The 17902-nt window shown below is 51.2% G+C and carries 8 protein-coding genes; all 8 read right to left on the bottom strand.

All coding sequences use genetic code 11. The features are described 5' to 3' along the window. Nucleotides 1-27: 27 nt before the first annotated feature. The 8 genes from dpdD to dpdE are packed head-to-tail and all read right to left on the bottom strand — an operon-like array spanning nucleotide 28 to nucleotide 17655. On the bottom strand, nucleotides 28-2217 hold the full coding sequence (gene dpdD, locus HMPREF0201_RS18570) for a protein DpdD (RefSeq protein WP_016538300.1): 2190 nt from the start codon (nucleotides 2215-2217) through the stop codon (nucleotides 28-30). Then, nucleotides 2210-2740, bottom strand: a complete 531-nt coding sequence (gene dpdK / locus HMPREF0201_RS18565; protein ID WP_016538299.1) for a phospholipase D-like domain-containing protein DpdK — start codon at nucleotides 2738-2740, stop codon at nucleotides 2210-2212. The genes dpdD and dpdK overlap by 8 nt, the downstream gene beginning before the upstream one ends. A gap of 12 nt (nucleotides 2741-2752) precedes the next feature. Beyond that, a complete protein-coding gene (dpdJ, locus tag HMPREF0201_RS18560) occupies nucleotides 2753-7183 on the bottom strand; it encodes a protein DpdJ (RefSeq protein WP_016538298.1) in 4431 nt (1476 codons plus the stop codon). 4 nt (nucleotides 7184-7187) lie between these two features. Further along, nucleotides 7188-8015 carry a hypothetical protein gene (locus HMPREF0201_RS18555; protein WP_016538297.1) on the bottom strand — a complete coding sequence of 276 codons (828 nt, stop codon included), beginning with the start codon at nucleotides 8013-8015 and terminating at the stop codon, nucleotides 7188-7190. Further along, on the bottom strand, nucleotides 8012-11212 hold the full coding sequence (gene dpdH, locus HMPREF0201_RS18550) for a protein DpdH (RefSeq protein WP_016538296.1): 3201 nt from the start codon (nucleotides 11210-11212) through the stop codon (nucleotides 8012-8014). Before dpdH ends, HMPREF0201_RS18555 begins: the two co-directional genes overlap by 4 nt. Then, the gene (dpdG, locus tag HMPREF0201_RS18545) at nucleotides 11209-12081 is read right to left on the bottom strand and encodes a protein DpdG (RefSeq protein WP_016538295.1); all 873 of its coding nucleotides are present in this window, start codon (nucleotides 12079-12081) and stop codon (nucleotides 11209-11211) included. Before dpdG ends, dpdH begins: the two co-directional genes overlap by 4 nt. Then, nucleotides 12065-14545 carry a protein DpdF gene (dpdF, locus tag HMPREF0201_RS18540; RefSeq protein WP_016538294.1) on the bottom strand — a complete coding sequence of 827 codons (2481 nt, stop codon included), beginning with the start codon at nucleotides 14543-14545 and terminating at the stop codon, nucleotides 12065-12067. The genes dpdG and dpdF overlap by 17 nt, the downstream gene beginning before the upstream one ends. Further along, on the bottom strand, nucleotides 14545-17655 hold the full coding sequence (dpdE, locus tag HMPREF0201_RS18535; protein ID WP_016538293.1) for a protein DpdE: 3111 nt from the start codon (nucleotides 17653-17655) through the stop codon (nucleotides 14545-14547). The genes dpdF and dpdE overlap by 1 nt, the downstream gene beginning before the upstream one ends. Between the last annotated feature and the right edge of the window lie 247 nt (nucleotides 17656-17902).

Raw genomic sequence — 17902 nt, 5'->3', positions numbered from 1 at the left:
AAATAAGGGGCGAATGCCCCTTATTTTTTATACGTCAATACTCATGGGTTGTTGAAGACGTGCAACAAAGGCATTGAGAATCGAACCAGCACCTTTACCTTCAGGATAAATGAGATCGCGACGATGAGGCGTTATCGCATACAGTGCCTGATGTTTTGCGCTCGCGGCGGCAAAAATAAAGTAATCAGCCTGTTTTGCTAAATTGACCAGCTTATCCGTTGCGTTATGGTCATGATTCACATCTACTCTGATCCCCTGAAACAACACTTCAATCATCCCCCTAGCCCGGCGGGCTGCTCCTTCTGTCAGGGTATAAATAGCGACACGTTTGCCCGAGAGATCCGGAAGTGTTTCAGGCTCGCTATCATCGCTTCGTGCCGGTTCCGGAGGAAACGCTGAATCAGCACCATTGCCCAATACGTTGATGGCCAGACTACGCATGATGGCTCGGGTTGAGTGATCGAGGCGCGGCCATACACCAACAGCAAAAGTCTGAATATCCATCCATAGCGCGTTTCGTGTGGCGTTATCGTGCTCCGGTGCATCAAGAAACAGTTCGACCATCTCTTCAAGCGAGGTCAGATTTTTAAGTGAACTGCAGCGCTCAATAATGAGTTGCAATGTAGCAACAAAATTCTGGTATTCAGCCAGGGTGAGAGGACCTTGCAGGAAATATTCGGTTGCTAGGGTCGCCAGTTTGATGTCCGCCGGACTGACGCTTTGTTCCATCGCCAGAACATCCATCCATTTCAGCCATGTTGTACTCTGCAATTGCAGTTGGTTTTTCCCCAGCCACTCGATAAAGGCGGGCATGGCGTTGCGTAGTGTTGAAAAGGCATGCGGCGGAAAATCCTGCGCCAGCAGGTGAACAAAAGCCGATTCTTGGAAGGAGGTGGCTGGCCAGTGTTCGCTCTCCAGCGCGACAATTTGCATCAGAGCGTTTCTATCGGCATCGGGTTCGCGCAGGCACGAGAACCAGTTGTCCCAGCCGGTGATGCTCGCGGCAGTAAGCCGGTGGATGCTCTCAATCAGCGTTTTTAGAAGAGGGGTTTTCTGAGCTTGTTCAAGCAGCTGTGGATCTATCTTGCTGAGCATCTCAGCATAGCTCCCCAGCGTTTCGGCTGTGGCTGTCAACGACGTTTGTAGATAACTGGCCAGAGATTCAAGTGTAGTTGGCGGCAGCGACAACGAGACAGGAGAAGAGGCTGGAGTATCGTACGCGGTGCTCTTGAGTTCGGCCCAGTGCTGTAATTCCTGAAGCCATCCTGATTTCAGCGTGTCAGGTATCATGCTGAGCAGGTTTTGTTCACCCACCAGCGCCACGCCAATCGCCCAACTTCTCCAAGAGTTAATTTCCCCTTCCTCGCTTCCTAGCAGTGGAACCTGCGTAAAAAGCGGTTGGAGGGCAAGGAAGACTGGGCGCAAAGCCGATGGCGTCTCCTGAGTGTAGCTAAGGGCATCATGGCCCAGATAGCGGTGCTGATAAGCGGCAAGCAGCATTCTGGTCAGCGACGAGGGAATGCGCCCTCTGATCAGCTCTGGCAGGTCTTGGTGGTTTAGCAAGGCATCCCAATTTTGCCATTTCCCTGCCTGCTGAAGCTCAAGTAGCAGTAGATTGCGTTTGGAGAGCAGACCGTTATCACGCAGTTCTTGCAGAAAGTCATTGCTGGCCTCCACCTCTTTTTGATTTGTTGCCAGCATGAAATCGCTAAGGATACGACCAAACGGGCGCTTGCGGGTGCGAACGAGAGGTGGACGCAGTCGGAACAGGTCAATCAACTCTTTCAGGGCGGCAAAAACCCGCGTTTTTGCCTGCTTATCCTCACGTTTACCTTCCAGCAACTCAATACGAATAAACCCTGCTGGGCTATGTTCGAGCAATGCGGTTTCTGCCGTAAAAGTCGGGCCAGAAGTCGGGCTCAAGTAAATTCGGCGGTCGGGCTCTACGTCAGCTGAACCAAGCCGGGCATTGATAACTTTGGTGAGTTCCTGCAGGGTGCGCTCATCTTCTGCCATCGCGAAGAAAACCCAGTGTTGGCGGTCGCACCAAGGCAGAATAATGGGCCATTCACCGTCTAGCGCGCTCTCCACAAGAGGCAACAGCGCATTTTTCTGCTCAGGCGCGTAAGCACCGAGGGAGTCGCTTAGCAGTTTATCAAGGCTGAGCAAATTGCTTTCGCCAAAGAAGGCCCTAATCCAAGAGGGGATATTATTCATCACTGTCACCGAAGGTATATTGCCCACCGAATTCAATCAGTGCGTCAGAAATGAGGGTTTTGTTGCTGGAGAACAGCAAATGCTCATCGTTAAGGTTCGCACCGCTCCAGGTGTAGTTCATCGAACCTTTCAGAAAGAAGTGCTTTGTTAACATGCCTTTGGCATGTAGGTTCTCATAATAGGAGCATTGCATATCATGATTCGGCGAAAGTCTTGCCTGCAGTCGCTCAACGAACACTTTGTTAAGCGTGTCCGGGCGAGTGACTATCCTGAGTGGACAGCCGTTATTCACCGCCGTCGCCAGAAGTTCCTGGAAACTGACCATTCTGGCACCCCACGACGGATCAAGAAAACTCCATTGCCCCCCGCGATTATCAATGACGTCAAAATCGCTCATCCATGGCGAGATCAGCCAGATGAGTTCAGGGTACAGGATAAGCCCACTGAACTGCGCACTCAGTACTTCCCTCAGTTGTCGCTGTCCGAGAGGTCCATGGAGAAATATTTGTCGTTGCTCTTCCATTCATCGTTCTCCTTACTGCAGGGCTTCAGCCAGTTCGACTCGCAACACGATGTTGCCGCCTCGATAGTCGACAGCCCCAATTCTCGGGTAGAGGTGCAGGCCGAAATAATCGATAGGTACCAGTTGTAACGCGGATATGGTCTGTACCACCTGTTGGCGGGCTTCCCGGGGGATCAGTAATTCAGCAAACCCTTCGCGAGAGATCGCCGTGTGGATCTGCGAAAGCCAGTCGCTGTCTGTCACATCAATCTGCGTCGCAGGTTGCCAGAACAAGGTGCTGAGCAGCAGCCTTTCCGTGAGTTTTGGCCCGTTATCAAAGGGGTTGTAGTAGCTGAGTATCGACTGGCGGATAGTATTGCCACGCTGCCACAGCATGCCCTGAATCTGGCAAAAACGGTCGAAAATTTTTGTGACGTTCGCTCCGGGAAGTTCCTGAATTGCCTGAGTATGGGCAAAAATATTCAGGTTAATCTCATAACCAGCTTTGGCCTCTAGCGCCCGCCATTCGCGCAGATAGTCCAGCAAGCGCCGATCGTGAGAAAGCTGGCTGCCAGGGCGAAGGATGCGGGTATGCAACACAGACATAAAGCTGTGAGAAAGCGCAAATCCTTGTTTTTTTAGCTCAGTGCGTAGGTTTCCATTCGCAATCCGGCGATCATGATGACTCCCCGCTAAGCGTAAATCGTTCAGCGTCTGCTGCAATGTGGTGTTTGAAGGGAGTCGCGAGAGCAGTTCGAAGAGATCGTCATCGATCTGCTCGTAGTCGCTGGCGGCAAAGCTACGAATAAACAGATTCAGCAGGGCGACCGGATCGCCGTGGAACGCTTCTTCGAGGCGGGTGATAATCCCGCAGCCCCCAGGCTCTGATTCGGTGAGCCAGATATCGAGTTGCTCCCCATTAAGAACGGCGTCAACGAGCAGTCCTCTGTCGTCCACCTCAGGCAGCAACATATGGCTGGTCTGTTTTACGGCACCTGAGAAGGTGCTGATCAACAACGTCTGGAGCCACTGGCAAAAAGAGGCATTCTGGCTGAGGTCGTCAGTCAACACGGCGCTATGCGTATCAAGCATTGCAAGCAGTTCCGGCTCGTTGAACAGACTCCTCAACTGCTGCTGTAGCTCCTGGCGCTCCGCTGAGCCATCTCCATCTTCTTTGTTTTCAAAAATATTTTCGGCCTGGAACAGCGAGTCGGCAATTGTCGCCAGCGACTCTCTGCCCTCCGGCGTGCGTAGAGCGTGAATTGCATCAGTGAGGGCTGTGCTGCTGACAACTTCTTTGGTCAGCGCCGCCATATAGCACTCGTAGATCCAGTCAGCGGTGAAACTGTCATATTCAAAACGAGCTTCACTGCTAATACAGTGGCGGAAATAGAGCGTTCTGAGAGACCCGGCTAACTTTGTATCATTCATGACCTGCTGATGCAGTGCGGGAGGCAGCGTAAAACTCAGCTTCATGCCATCCACCCACTGGCGGGCACCAACTGCGACTGGGTGACCGTTTTCGACCCATCTAAAATTCACCCAGGCCTGCTGTTTGCTTTTACTGCGCAGCGAAGCGCTGGCGGCGGTGGCATAACGCGTCAGCTCAAGGGGTGTCATATGTTGATGTGTATAAAACGTGGCGGACCGCAACACTGTGCTCCATGGCCCAGCGGGGATCGCCATCGCTTCGGCATGGGCATCTGTGGAAAAGTAAGTGTGCCAGGTTAGCTGAGAATTACTCTTCTCAGTCAGATTCTGTTTGAAATCAAGAGATCGGGTAATAATTTGCAGAGGACGAATGACTTTTAGCTGCGATGCATCCGCAAGGGTTATCAGACACTCCGGCTGCCAGGTATCACCAAATGCCTCGTTGATCTCGAAATCGATGTCTGAAACCTGGTTCAGTTGCGGCACAAAATTGTTTGGCACCAGCCAATCGGCTTCCAGATCGGAATAAATGGCGTAGCGCTTGGAGATACGACCCGGTGCAAACTCCTTCAGGCCCTGAATAAATGGCAGATTTTCATATTTCGTAAAGCGGCGTTCGAGCTGGATGCTCAGTTCAGGCAAGTTCAGCTCGCTGAAGAGGGCTGCTGGAATAAACGAAGGCAGTGGTGAACGCCCCGTCGATCTGTCTGCGCCGGGAGTACCCATCAGCGACCACCGGGTGGTCAATTGGCGCTTCAAGGTCGGGAGCAACTCCATCATTATAGAGCGTGGCGGAGACCACATAACGCGCTGAAGTTGCAGCTCGGTTATTTTCAGCGCGTAGAATAAGTATTGTTCGAGTTCCTGCTGAGAGACATTCTTTTCCAGCCCGGCGGAAATCAAAGTGAGCATGCGCTCCAGATGCCCTTGCTGCTCTTTGCTTTTGGGCGGATTGTTCAGCAATGACCAGATGTTACTGCCAGGGATCTTCATGCTTAGCCAGTCCAGAGTTGCCATTGCTGCCTGCATTTTCTGGATATGGATATTGCCTAGAGGGAGAGACTGGCCCTTGATTTCCGGTGTCACCAGTTCCTCATAACGTTGGTACACCACGCGATCGCGACCGAATTCTGACAGCACGACCACCATCCAGGGGCGCATGGTTCTTGAGCGCCCGGCACGGCCTTTGCGTTGCAGATAAGAAGCGACATTACGCGGTGCTTTATGCTGAATCACTACCCCGACTGAAGGATCGTTAAAGCCGACTTCCAGCGAGGCGGTTGCCACGACAACGTCGGCTTTAGGATTGACTCCAGCGTCCTGGCTGGATGTCCGCGCCACGATGGCACGATCGTGACCATCAAGAGGATGCCCAATATCGATCACCATTCGCCAATTTTGACCGGCAAGGGTCAATGCGTCGGAAGCACCATTGTTTTCGTTACGCTGAGCTGCCAGCGGAGTTTCGTTAGGCAGAAGTTGTTGTCCGCGCGTACGCCACCCTTCGGCATCGCAAAGCTGGTGGTAGAGGCGGTTATTGATATCAAGATCGTCGGTAAAGACGAAGGTTTTGCGACCCCAGGTGCCGTGCGACGTGGCTTTTCGGGTATCCATAATCCGGCGTGCCAGCATACTGGTTTGGATGGTGGTTGAGAGCAGCGCCGTTTGCGAAACGGGGTCGCCTCGCAGTGCCAACAGATATTCAGCCCCTTCGTCTACCATCTCCTGAAAAGCGGGCTCAATGAGCATGACATGTTTTTTGTTGGCTCCTACCAAGTCTGCGAAGAACCGCTCAGCATCGCTCAACGTTGCCGAGAGGCCCACAAAATGCGGGCGGCAGCGCGCCAGTTGCATCCAGCGACGAAGTAGATAGGCAGTTTGCGCGCCGCTGTTGCCTGAATAGGTATGGACCTCATCGAGCAAAACTACCGGCGGCGCAATTACGTTCATGCCGACACCGAACAGGTGGCTGGCCTTATTGTTGCCTAGATGCTGGTTGAGCATTTCAGTGGTGGTAAACAAAATATCCGGTGGGCTATTCATCAATGAGACGCGGGTGAGCACCACTTCATCTTCACCCACGCTGTGCGTGCAGTGCGTACAGCGCAAGATCTCTTTGCCCTGACGGATATCTTCCGCTTTCCAGCGCATTTCGCCTTGGCATTTTGGAGTGCTGCAGCGTAGCAGATCAAAAGGAAGATCTTTGTCTTTATCAACGTACTGGATGCTGTACGGCGTATCGCCAAAGAATGAGCCAATGCGGATTTTTCGCCCTGAAAGTTTCTGTGCCTGGGTGTCCACTTCACGGCATTTTCCCCAAGTCTCCATAAACTGATCTTTAAGCAACTCTTTACGAGGATAAAGAGCCAGTGAGCGAACCCGCGCCGAGCAATCGCGTTGTAGATCGTTGATAAGTGATGTTAGAGCAGGCAGATAAAACGCCAGGGTTTTACCGCTGCCGGTGCCGGCACATACGATGGTGGCGGTTGCTTCTTTGGCGTGTGGGTGGCTGCTGTGAAAATCCCATGCCCTCAGGATGCGCGCCGTAGCCTTAGACTGAAAACCGGCTATGGAGAAATCACCGATAAGCGTTAGCAGGGCCTGACGTTTAATGTCGTTCATCCACTCCACGTCGGACCATTGATTCAGCACCTTTTCAGCCGGATATATCCTTGCCGGGTAACTGCGCGGGCGGCGGATAAAGCGATAGTCAGCCACCAGCGACCGCGTGCGATTCAACTGCTGGCCGCGAAACCACTGGCGCTGATGGCGAAAGAGATGAACAGATTCCGCCATACGAGTGCGATATAGCCTCATTCCCTGAGTATTGGGGATGCTAAATAACATCGCGGCTTCTTGAAGATCCTGCATCAGCACTTTGCCATTATCATCAGGAAAATGGTGGGCAAACAGGGACAGAATATCCACATCCGTAAAGGCGCCTTCCGTGTCTCCCCAGACCAGCAACTCAGCTTCGCGCCCTTCGAGTACATCCAGCGCCGCATGCAGACGACTTATATCCTCAGGAGTCATGTCACTATTTCCTTGTAATCACAAATTCTTCCAGCATGTCTTCATCCCGCAGCCACTCAAACACTTCTGTCGTCAATGCGCTCAGCGTTGGTTTGTTTCGCTGCGGGCCATTGATGCGATCAAGGAAGTTCTGCACCGCTTCTGGCCAGTCAGTTTTCATCATACCGCGCAGGGTGTTCAGGTGCTCCGCCATTGCCCGGATCTTTGTCACGCTCTCGCCGTTCTCAGGTAAAGGCTGGATCAAGGTGTCAAACTGGTCGCGCAGGCTTAGGTATTCGTCAGCAATCTCTTTCAGTTTCTCGAGTTTCTGCTGAGCATCGAGGGTTTTGCTGTCTACCTGAATTTGCTGATACAGGATCTGCTGCCACTCTTCCCATGCATTTTTCAACTGGTCGCTCAGCGTGCGGTGCAGGCTGAGTGCTTGGCTCACGCAGTTGGTCAGGGAGTCATTTTGAATAATGTCATAGGCCGTGGGTTCCTGCATTGTAAGCGTTTCATCCAACGGTTCATCAGAGGCTTGCGTATTGGCAGCGGCTGCTACCTGGGTCTGATTATTCAGCCAGCGGCTCCACTGCGACAGCAGGTTATTGACGCTGTTAGCCGCATTTTTGAGTTCATTTCGCTGATCTTCTCTCCAATTGACCCTCAAGTCAGACGGCAGAATTTGCAGGGCCGGGTATTGGTATTTAAGGCGGCCATAATGCCCGGCGACGGTGTCGGTTTTTGAGATAACGATGCCGCATTTCTCAATAATTTGCGTGGCTTTACTCGCCTGGACGCTTAAGTCCAGTTGCTTCTGCATCTCTGCAAGCTGTTGGCTTAACGTACTCATTCATTCACCCCAGAGGCACTGATATCAGCTGCCAGATTTTTCAGTCTATCTTCAACCTGCCTGCGGGCACTTTCGAGTTTCGGCGCGTCACCCTTACTGTTTACCTGCTGTAGCGTAAAGCTGATTTTCGATTGAATATTCTGCCATTGCGCAAGAAGGTTACCGATACGGCTGACGTAATCACCATCCAGATGGGAAATGTCATGCCACAGAATGAAGGCATCTTTCTGTCTGACGAGGGAATTAAGCGTGAGCAGCGTGTTCAGGCTGGCCTCTGCGTCTACTCTTAATGCTTCAATTTCACCCAGCAACCATGATGAGTTTCTGATCTGCTCGGATTCCGAAGGGTAATATTGGGTGCGTACCGCTTCGATAAACATCTGCCACTCATCGAGAAGGGCAATGAAGTCATCCTGATTTTTTATATTTTCAAAGAGTTGTGCATTTTCGATAGTTGATGCGATCTCTTTGCGGGCTGTCTCTGCCGCACGCTGCACATCCGCTCCAAGCGGTTCTTTCTGGATCTCTCGCAACGCGGAGGTTACCACTTCGGCTTCAAGTGCTCGGGCTGAGGTGAGCCCGGAACTTAATTCAGGGACGGCAACCTGAGAAAGCCATGCGTCGCGGGCGTCGTCCCACCCCTGAAGTGCTGCCTGCCGGGCTTCAGCCACTTTTATGCTGGAATGTGTTTTCTGGTTGGCCTCGAGTCCGTAGAAACAGAGATCGGATGGGCTTGTTTTGATTGTTCGTCCTTGATTCTTACCCTCAGTTCGACCGACGCCTTTCTGCGTCAGGCAAAGTGCATCAATGAGCCCCGCCGGATTTTCTTTGCCAGTCAACAGGCCTAGCAGCAGCGCTTTTTGATAATGATTACGCAGCGCAGGCTTCAGTTTCCGCGCTCGGGCATGGTTGATTGCAATCTCCGCGGTCTGCGGCACCCACCAACTGACAAAGTTTTCATAGTGTGCGTAGTCTTCCAACGCTTCCGGGTAGCTGAGCCCTTTTTCAAGACTGGCATAATGCTGAATGCGTAGTATTGCCAAAGATATGTTGTAGATCTCAATTCTGCGTAACGGATCGTCAAGGTCTTTGCGGTCGTAGAATTTCACAATGGCGTTTGAAGGATCAGAAACTGATAATGGGATACTAATCAATGGATTGCGTTCGATAAGCGAAGGCCGGTCTACCATGCCGAAAAACTCAACCTGAGCATATAGCTCATAACAGCGGTTAAGCCCGGCACGCAGATCACGGGCAACCTCCTGAGGTAAAACGGTTTTTTCGTCTACCCAGGCTTTAAGATATTTGACAAAAGGTAGCGCCAGATTTGTCACCGCTTGTTCTGGTGGTTCAATATCAGTGCCAGTGCCAGTGCCAGTGCCAGTGCCAGTGCCAGTGCCAGTGCCAGTGCCAGTGCCAGTGCCAGTGCCAGTGCCAGTAACATTGGATGGGTGTGGAGCTTTACCGCTAAGGCTTTCAGCTAATTCATTAAGGCCAAAAGCTCTCGCGATTCCCGGCGGCAGTTGCTTGCAGACTTCATCCCATGAGTAGCTACCGTAGCCCCAGATCGCTGCAAGTGACGACGCACTGGCGGCTCTGTTTGTAGTTGACTGACTGATATTCCATTGAATTTCCGCATCTGTGGTAATGCCTGCAAGATTTGGTGGCGGGAACGCGCCGCGTTCCGCTTCGGCACGACAATCACGCAGAACATCCAGAAGGATACGGTTAATCACAATTCGTGGGTTAAAAGTAAGCTGACCGTTGCTGTCGCGACAGTTTTTATTTGCCAGCGCTTGGATTGCGTTACGGTTAAATGGGAATAGGGGAATGCCCAGCTTAGCTGTACTGCTAAAATCCTCCAGCCAGTTTGGCGTTGGCTCATCCTGCCAGATTGGTGGCCAGTCGTTCAAACCTTGTGCCCGCGTTTGCTTTAGTGACGCTGCGCCATGGCGTGCCGCATTCAGGTAGCGACCACACAACGACACAATGCGCTCTTCGTTATTCTCTCGGCCGGTGCTTTCTATGATCCACTCATAGCCTGCGCGCGTCATCAGCGTTTCCTGACGACGCTTATAACCCGGATAGTTGTCGGTGACAGCAATGATAGAATGCACCGGGCAGAGCGTTTTTACCCCGTCGCGAATACCTTCCTCGATTAGGCTGTCAATCAGCACATCTTCAATTGCCGAAATAGCCGCCATATCTTCCACTAAAATAACCAGTCGGCGATCCTGCGCGAGTAGTTCGCGGCGGATCTCCCGGAACAACTCCTGAAAGTTACCTCCGTTGAAGGTAAAGAGTTTGGCAAACAGCGACTTTAACGCTGCATGCATCGCTTCATTCAGGACATGAACTGCCTGTATACGGGCTTTTTCGTTATCATGTTCATCGATACGAGAATGGCGAATGTACTCGCGCGCGAGCGACGACAGATCATCGATGTTGTCTTGGAAGAAGAGATCCGCAGGCACCAATTCGTAATGATCGTGTGCCTCGTCACCTCCTTTAAGCCCATCGCTCATACGACTTGCACGTTTATAGATACAATGCTCTGGTTTGAGCAGGTTCTGCTTAAAGTTAGGATCGGTGATCAGGTTGCCGATCCCGTTTTCCACTTCTTCGATGACTGCAGAAATATGGTTGTCTATATCTTCAGGGATCTTTTTCCCTTGTGATTCATATTCTTTTCCCTGCTCCATCGCCTCGTCGTACATGTTCTGTAACTGGTGTGACATCATTGTCAGTAGTAGATCGGCGAGATCTTTCGCTGAGTGCTTTTGAGCCACATCGTCAACGCGTTTACGCGCGTCATCAAAAATGCCGCCGTGTAAGTTGGTCAGGATCAGCAGAAGTACCTGACGCAGGCTGGCATTTTTCGGAATACGAATAATTTCCCACTGTTTAAGCTCGTCTTTAGCTTGCAGGTGGCTTTTGAGACGACAGCCCAGCCAGCGCACTAAGTGAGATTTCCCCATCCCTGAACGCCCAATCAGTGGAATTGCGCGCTCGGTGCTCAGCAACTTGGTAAACAGATCCTCATCTCGAAGGAATGTCCGATTATTATTAACATCGCGACGGGTAAGGATCATCGACTCATGCACCGCCAGCAGCACATCATCTTGTAGTTCCTCGGCTTCGTTACGGATGCACTGCTCTATGTTCTCGAAGGTCGGCCAGTAATTCATGATGCTCATTGCGCGTCCTCCCTAAGTTTTATATGGCTAATTGGGCGCGTTTCACCGCCAGGAAGTTGTAGTGATAATGATGCAGCGTCATCACTTCCTACGATCAACTGGATTTGCTGACTGACTTCCAGACGACGCAGTGCCAGCGATGTGCTAGTGCTGATGTTTGACCCTTCCGAGGCAGACCAGCCCTTTTCAGCCATCATCTCCTGCACTTTCACTCTGAACTCGCCACCATCCATCATTGGCATTACTTCGGCCATATTGGCCATAAAGGTTTTTATGGGGAGGATTTTTTGTTCGCCAAAAATCAATGGTAAAAAGCATTGAATCGCCCGGGTCGGGTCGGTGTAATAGTTCTGGTCCGGTGCCAGTTCAAGAAAGCCCAAGTAACGTCCATACTCAATTGGGGATTTTTCACTGTTAGAGTTGACAGTTCCTGTTGGCAGCCATTTATGTACATTTTTAGCTACGTCAGAAATGGAAAGGGGCTCTGTCCCCATTAAGCAATGTTGTTGCAAACTCAACAAGCAAGCCAGCACCCGCCATAGCGGCTCGCATTCATTTCCTTCGCTAATGTCTTTCTCTTTGCAGGCGTCAATGGTGCATTGCAGCACGCGCTGATAGAGCGGACGAGTCTCATTGGGCTGCGGCAGGATCCTCTCTTCTTCCATCGGCCAGAGTCCCAGACGGCACCAAAAGGCGAGGTTCTCTCTGATTTTTCCCCAAGCGTTATCGTTAGCGGGCAGGTTATTGGGCCGATAGCGAGCCACAACCGCTTCTGGGGAAAGCGGTGCCTGGGCATTTTGTACAATGCGATCAAACAAGGGGATCAGCACCAGGCTGCTTCCTGGGTTTGCGTTATTGATGATTGACATGCTGTAGTTGCCTGATAAAAGTGTCCAGGGGTTGCGCGTTGCCTGCGCTTTCCCACCATTTTCTGTAAGGATGCTGCGGATCGGCCAGGTGCTGCGGGGCGATGATGATGCGTTCATATCGCGAGGCCGGTAGGTCCGGTAGCGCAGTGGCAGTGTTAGACACAATCACAATTTCCGCACTGTCCGAAGTGGGTGCAGCAAGTTTTTGCACGCACCAGAAGCGAGAGATGGAATCCAGGGCGCGTTCCAGATGCCTGAAATCGGCCTTATCTGCTCGGATGGTCTCGTAATCGCCAGAGCCGATCAACTGACGAAGCGGTACGCGGAGTTCTGATAGAAGAGCCCTCATTTCCAGTTCATCGGTGTAATACACTTTCCTGACGGCACCAGCGAAGCGCGCTCGTTTCTTCGGCGTCGCTCGTATAATTTCCACATCGGCCCCAACTGTTGGGGAGAACGCGCCTTTACCCTGAGCCCGACACCCCGGGCATCCGCCGCAAGTGATTTCTGGCGCATGGTGCTGATAAATATAAAATTTTCTCAGTATCTGGCACAGAGGCGGTCGAGGGTCGAGGATCCACGCTTTCAACAAGGTAAATGCCGCGCGGCGCTTAGCTAGTTCTTCTTGGCGGGCCTTATCAACAAAGGTGTTCCAATACTCTTCAGAGTGGTGCGAGTCGTTGCAGTGGCGAATATGCACTTTGTTGTAGTACTGGGCAAACCAGTCGTGAACTGCCTGAGCGTTTCCTTCTTCATCTTTTCGAAGGTTTTCTGGCAGTTCAGGGGCTGCGAACACCAGCTCAATCAACCCGGTGCGCTGCATCAATAGTAAGGTTCTGCGGTTCCAGGCTTGATTTCGATCGCCCTGATAGTCGATATGATCGGGTTTAGTATCCAGCGAGATGCTGTAACTGGCGATGTCGCTGGGCTGGTACCGCTTAAACATGGCCATCCAACGCTGGTAGCCTTTTTCGACGCTGATAAGTTTTTCAACCGAAAGGCTTTCTGCCGTCTCCATTTGCGCACTATGCCAGACCAGATGAGCCTGGCAGGCTTTGCCATCACGCCCGGCGCGTCCACATTCCTGATAATAGCGATCGATATTTTCCGGAATGGCGGCATGAATGACCGAACGGACGTTGCTTTTATTCATTCCTACACCAAACGCCGAGGTGGCAACCATGATGTCCAATTGGTCGCTTGCCCATTGTGAAATCAGTTTTTTGCGAGCTAGGGTTTCCGTGTCGCCATGGAACAGGCCAACACGCTGGTAATGCTGTTGCTGAAGTCGGAGATGCCAGTTTTCCGCTTCTTCCTGCGTGGTGCAATAGAGGATGAGCGGGCGTGGGAGCGTCATTAGCAACAGTTCCACGCGCTGCTGGTGTGCACTAGGGGTGGGCTCAGCATGTACGAAGTATTCGGGTTCGGGGCGCAGGAAGTTCGCTGTAATCTCAATCAGTTCGCTGTCATCTGAGCGGAACTGCTCAACAATCACATCACGGGTGTTCTGGCTCCAGGTGGCGGAGAGCAGCAGGGTGCGAAAACGGCATCCTGGCTGTGCTTTTAATGAACGAATTAGTGGCGCAATCAGCTGAAAATCAGGACGGAATTCAGCACCCCATTGGTCAATAAGGTGTGCTTCGTCGATAACGACGGCACCAATCAGTTTATTTTTCGCTAGGTCAAACAGTACCGGAACCAGCGATGATTTTGCCGCCTCCGGCGAACAAAACAGGACACGCTGTGAGCCGTTTTTCAACCGTTCTTTCAGCGACTGGCGTGTTGTTTGATCCTGGCCGCCAACCCAGGCGTAGGCTCCTCCGTGATCCTGCTCAGCCTGACGCAACATATCCCGCATAAAATCCGCTTGTTCAATTGCGAGAGCGACTGTTGGGACAATTACCAGCGTTAACGAACCGAATGGTGCACTGATAGCCTGGATTTGCGTGATAAGACTCTTACCGCAACTGGTGGGGAGATTCACCACCAGGGTGCTATTGACGTCGGAAGTGAGCAGCGTGCGGATTGCCGCCTGCTGTCCGAAGCCACGATAGTGCGTATGAGGTGTGTCGACCAGCAGGTTTTTTAGCGCCGGATCCATTTCCGGCTGCAATAAGTTACGTCGGGTTCTGCGTTGATAAGTGGCTTGGTTTCTCGTCAGGTCCGCTTCCACAGAGAGTGACAGAGTCTGTCCCGCGACGGATTTTTCCAGCCCCCAAAGTGGGTCTGGGGTCTCCGTCAGCGCCGGTGGAGAAGGCAGCCAGGGATCTTCTATGCCGCTCACCTGTGCAGTGCGAAGGGCATCGGCATAGCCTGCAAAAATATCATTCAGGCCCGCAGAAGGGTCGATGATTATATTCATTAACCGCAGGTAGAAGGGGTTTTCAATTCCCTCTTTGAAGGTAACGTCATCGGTAAAATAGGTGGTTAACGCAAGCTGCAGACGTGACCATTGTTCAGTCATCAGGCGACTCCAGATAAAATATTGCTGCTGCAGAGAATGATCGCTTTAACCGACATCAACTGGATATAAGCGTTAGCTTGAGCCAAATCTCGCTGTTTTATCAGAGCTTTATCATATACCTGCTCAACCTGTTCTTTCCACGCATCAGCGGAAATCAGCTCTTCAATTTCTTGCCATCTAGTGGCTCGCAGATTGAGGTCCACATAACTTTTTGCGGCAGAAGGGGTCTTGCTGTACTCGCTGTTCAGCATTCCAAGCAGTTGTGGATTTGTCACCTGAGAACCGTCTGCAGCTACCCACTCCTCAACAATGCGTGGTGGCTCCTGTTCATCGCATTGACGAAGAGTGGCGTAAGGGCTTAGCGGATCGCAGCCAGTAATGAGCCAACTCATCTGGAAGAAATAGCGAGGTTCATTCAGTTCTGCGTTAATCATACGTAGCATCGCCACCGAACTGCCCCGTGCGTCCTGATTAAGTAACTGCCAGATCGCATCGACGAAAGGTTGACCGTAACGCAAAGGATAAACCGTTGTCCCGTCAATGGCAGGGATACGTTCTGCACTCATCAGATGGGTAGAAGGCGGATTGCCTCCCTCTTTGTCGAAGCTGAGCATGCAGGTTGTCAGGAATGTTTTGAAATCTACCAGCGTCCCAGAACTGCGTTCAGCTAGTTCAAAACTAAAGCGCATCCCTTCTTCAGCATTTCCTGATGAACGGAAACGCAACCCTTGAGAGATCCATGGCGTAAGTGCTTTACACTGTTCTACTGCAATGAGATCGCCATTACTAAGCTGCTGAGCGAAAAGTGCCGCTTGCGAGACTTCTTCATCCATCGCCAGCAATTTTTCCTGCATGTTGATTTTGTTAGTCTCTCTGACCAAGACGCCATTTTCACCGGGGAATTCTGCAGCAAGGTTTTCCAGCACTTGTGGGCCTTCGAGGAACAGTCTATTCCAGGCATCACCGATATAGTCATCCAGCACAAACTGCAGGCTGGCGATGGTGTTGTTAAACACGCCAATGCTGTTCACCAGAATGTCGGCCCACTGATTGCGTAAGCTATCGGTCACATGGTTTTTTAGTATCAGGCTTTGAACCGGTTTGATACCACGCAGGTTGGCGCTGTAGCGGTTGAGACGGCCCAGACGTTGCTCAATCCGACTGCAGGATCGCGGCAAACCATAATGAACGGCCAGACGACGTCCTCCGTGGAGATTCAGTCCATCCTCGCCGCTTCTATCGCACAATAGAACCCGAACGGGGGTTTGTGCCTGAGTGAACTGTAGTGGTTGGCCTGACTGATAGCGTTCTATCGGGTAGTCCAGCAGAATGCTCATCTTGACTGACAGGTGCTGCGCTAGTTCAGGACGATCGCAGAAGACAATCGCTTTGCCATCTGGAAATTGATTTAGCCAATCATTAAGCGATGCGGCAAGCATATTGTCGATAGCTTGTTGCTCATTTTTAGCCGTCGAGACGATATGTTCCAGTAAGGCTTGTTCATCCTTGGGCAGTCCCGTTGACTCTGTGAGAATGGCTTTTGCCCGCTGCAGAACACAAATCGGACTGGAAAAGAGATCGTCAATCCAGGCGATGTAGTTCGCTTCTTTTAACGACCAATGCTGGTTTTGCGGTAGTACGGCCATAGCGCGATACTCTTCCAGCAACTCATCCAGGGTTAGTCCTTCGGTCTGCCAGTGAGATTCCCTCACGCCGTTCAGACCAGGGAAGAGAAGATCAAGATTCAGGTTTTTGCTTTCATCCTGACTCAGTGCAACCTGACGTCGATTTCTCAGCAGACGGTGGTGGATGCGGTAATGCTCGCCAAGATGTAGTCGTATCGCTTTAATACCCGCTTCACGTTCAGGTGTTGGCTGAGAAAATCTTCCGATCAGTGGAAACAGTCCTTGGCATAGCGTTGCCAACTGATGGTCGTCGGGGAATTGCACCAGAACCTCTTCAAGGTTACGGCGAAGACTAATATTAGACACAGATGGAACTAGAGAGGAGAAAACACCGCCAAGGCTCTCACGATTTTTCACTAGTTCAGTGAATGCATGCAGGTGGTTTTCATCAATCTGGAAAGCTTCCGGGTTGATACAGTGCAGCATCGACAGGAAGTTGCGCTCATGGCCATGTAGTGGCGTACCGGTAAGAAGCAGTGCGTAATGTGCTTTCTGGCATGCTTGTGACATTAGTTTGAAATCATCACGCTGGTCTTCGTCCGTAGACCACGGCCAGTGGGCAATTTGGTGGACTTCATCGATGGTCATCAGGGAAGGTGAGAACCCTCTACTCAGCAGAAGGCAGGCCTCAGAATAACTACAGATAACAATCCCTTGTGCAGCAGAACCTTGCTTTAACAAGGAGAGCATCGTCGAGACACTCACGAGCAACTGTTTTAGCTGAAAACGTTCGCCTAATTCTTCCCGCCACTGGGTGACGAGTTGGCTTGGCACGGCGATAAGCATATTGACATGCCCCGCTTCTTCCAGAGCATGTTCACGGATAACCATACCTGCCTCAATGGTTTTCCCAAGGCCCACTTCATCCGCCAGAATATATTTTGGTGTTTTATCTTGTAATACTCGGCGTACAACGGCCAGTTGATGCGGTTCCAGTTCAACAGCGCTGCTGGAAATGGATGCTAGACCCCTGCAGGAAGCGCGTTGCTGGATGTAGGTCTTGATGAAGGAGTGTCTGCGAGGAAAGAAGAAGGGAGCGTCATTGGCTTGGTAAGCCAGAAAATGTGCAGGATTGATAGGTTTATCGGGTGCTTTGTTCAGTATGAAGATCTTATCGATAGGTAACGTCGCTGCGTCATCTTCGCGAAAAATGACCAAAAAATCACCATTAGGTCGCGATCCACCAAATCGAGCGCGCGCCCAGCGTTGACTTTGTGGTTCAAGACAGTAGACAACAGTTTCTTCATGGGGAATCGTCGGTGTCAGGTTCTCAAGGCTAATTGCAACCTGACGTGTATAGGGGTGTGCAGGTGACTCAAAAAAAGCAACAGTAGCATGCATTAAGTCATAATTAACGCTGATAATTTTGCCAATACCGTCAAAGCTTTCAGAAGTAACCAGCGACCCTATGGGTAATATACTCATCCTCACAATCCTTGAAATGTGCTTTTTTATGTATTTTTAGTATAAAAAACGCTCAATTATGGGCGGGGGGATATATTTTCCAAGTATGAACGTTAAACTCAGCGAGGCAAGATTGATGCCTATAATGAATAGACTACTGAGTTATATTATATTTTCAAGTGAAGAAAGTTAAAGTTTTAAGTGATTTCACAGATAATAAAGAGAAGTAGTTAGTTCATTGCTCAGAATTAATATCTTATAAATGAAC

It is taken from the genome of Cedecea davisae DSM 4568, assembly GCF_000412335.2.
Taxonomy (GTDB): Bacteria; Pseudomonadota; Gammaproteobacteria; order Enterobacterales; family Enterobacteriaceae; genus Cedecea; species Cedecea davisae.
This window is presented reverse-complemented; position numbering and strand designations above follow the sequence as displayed.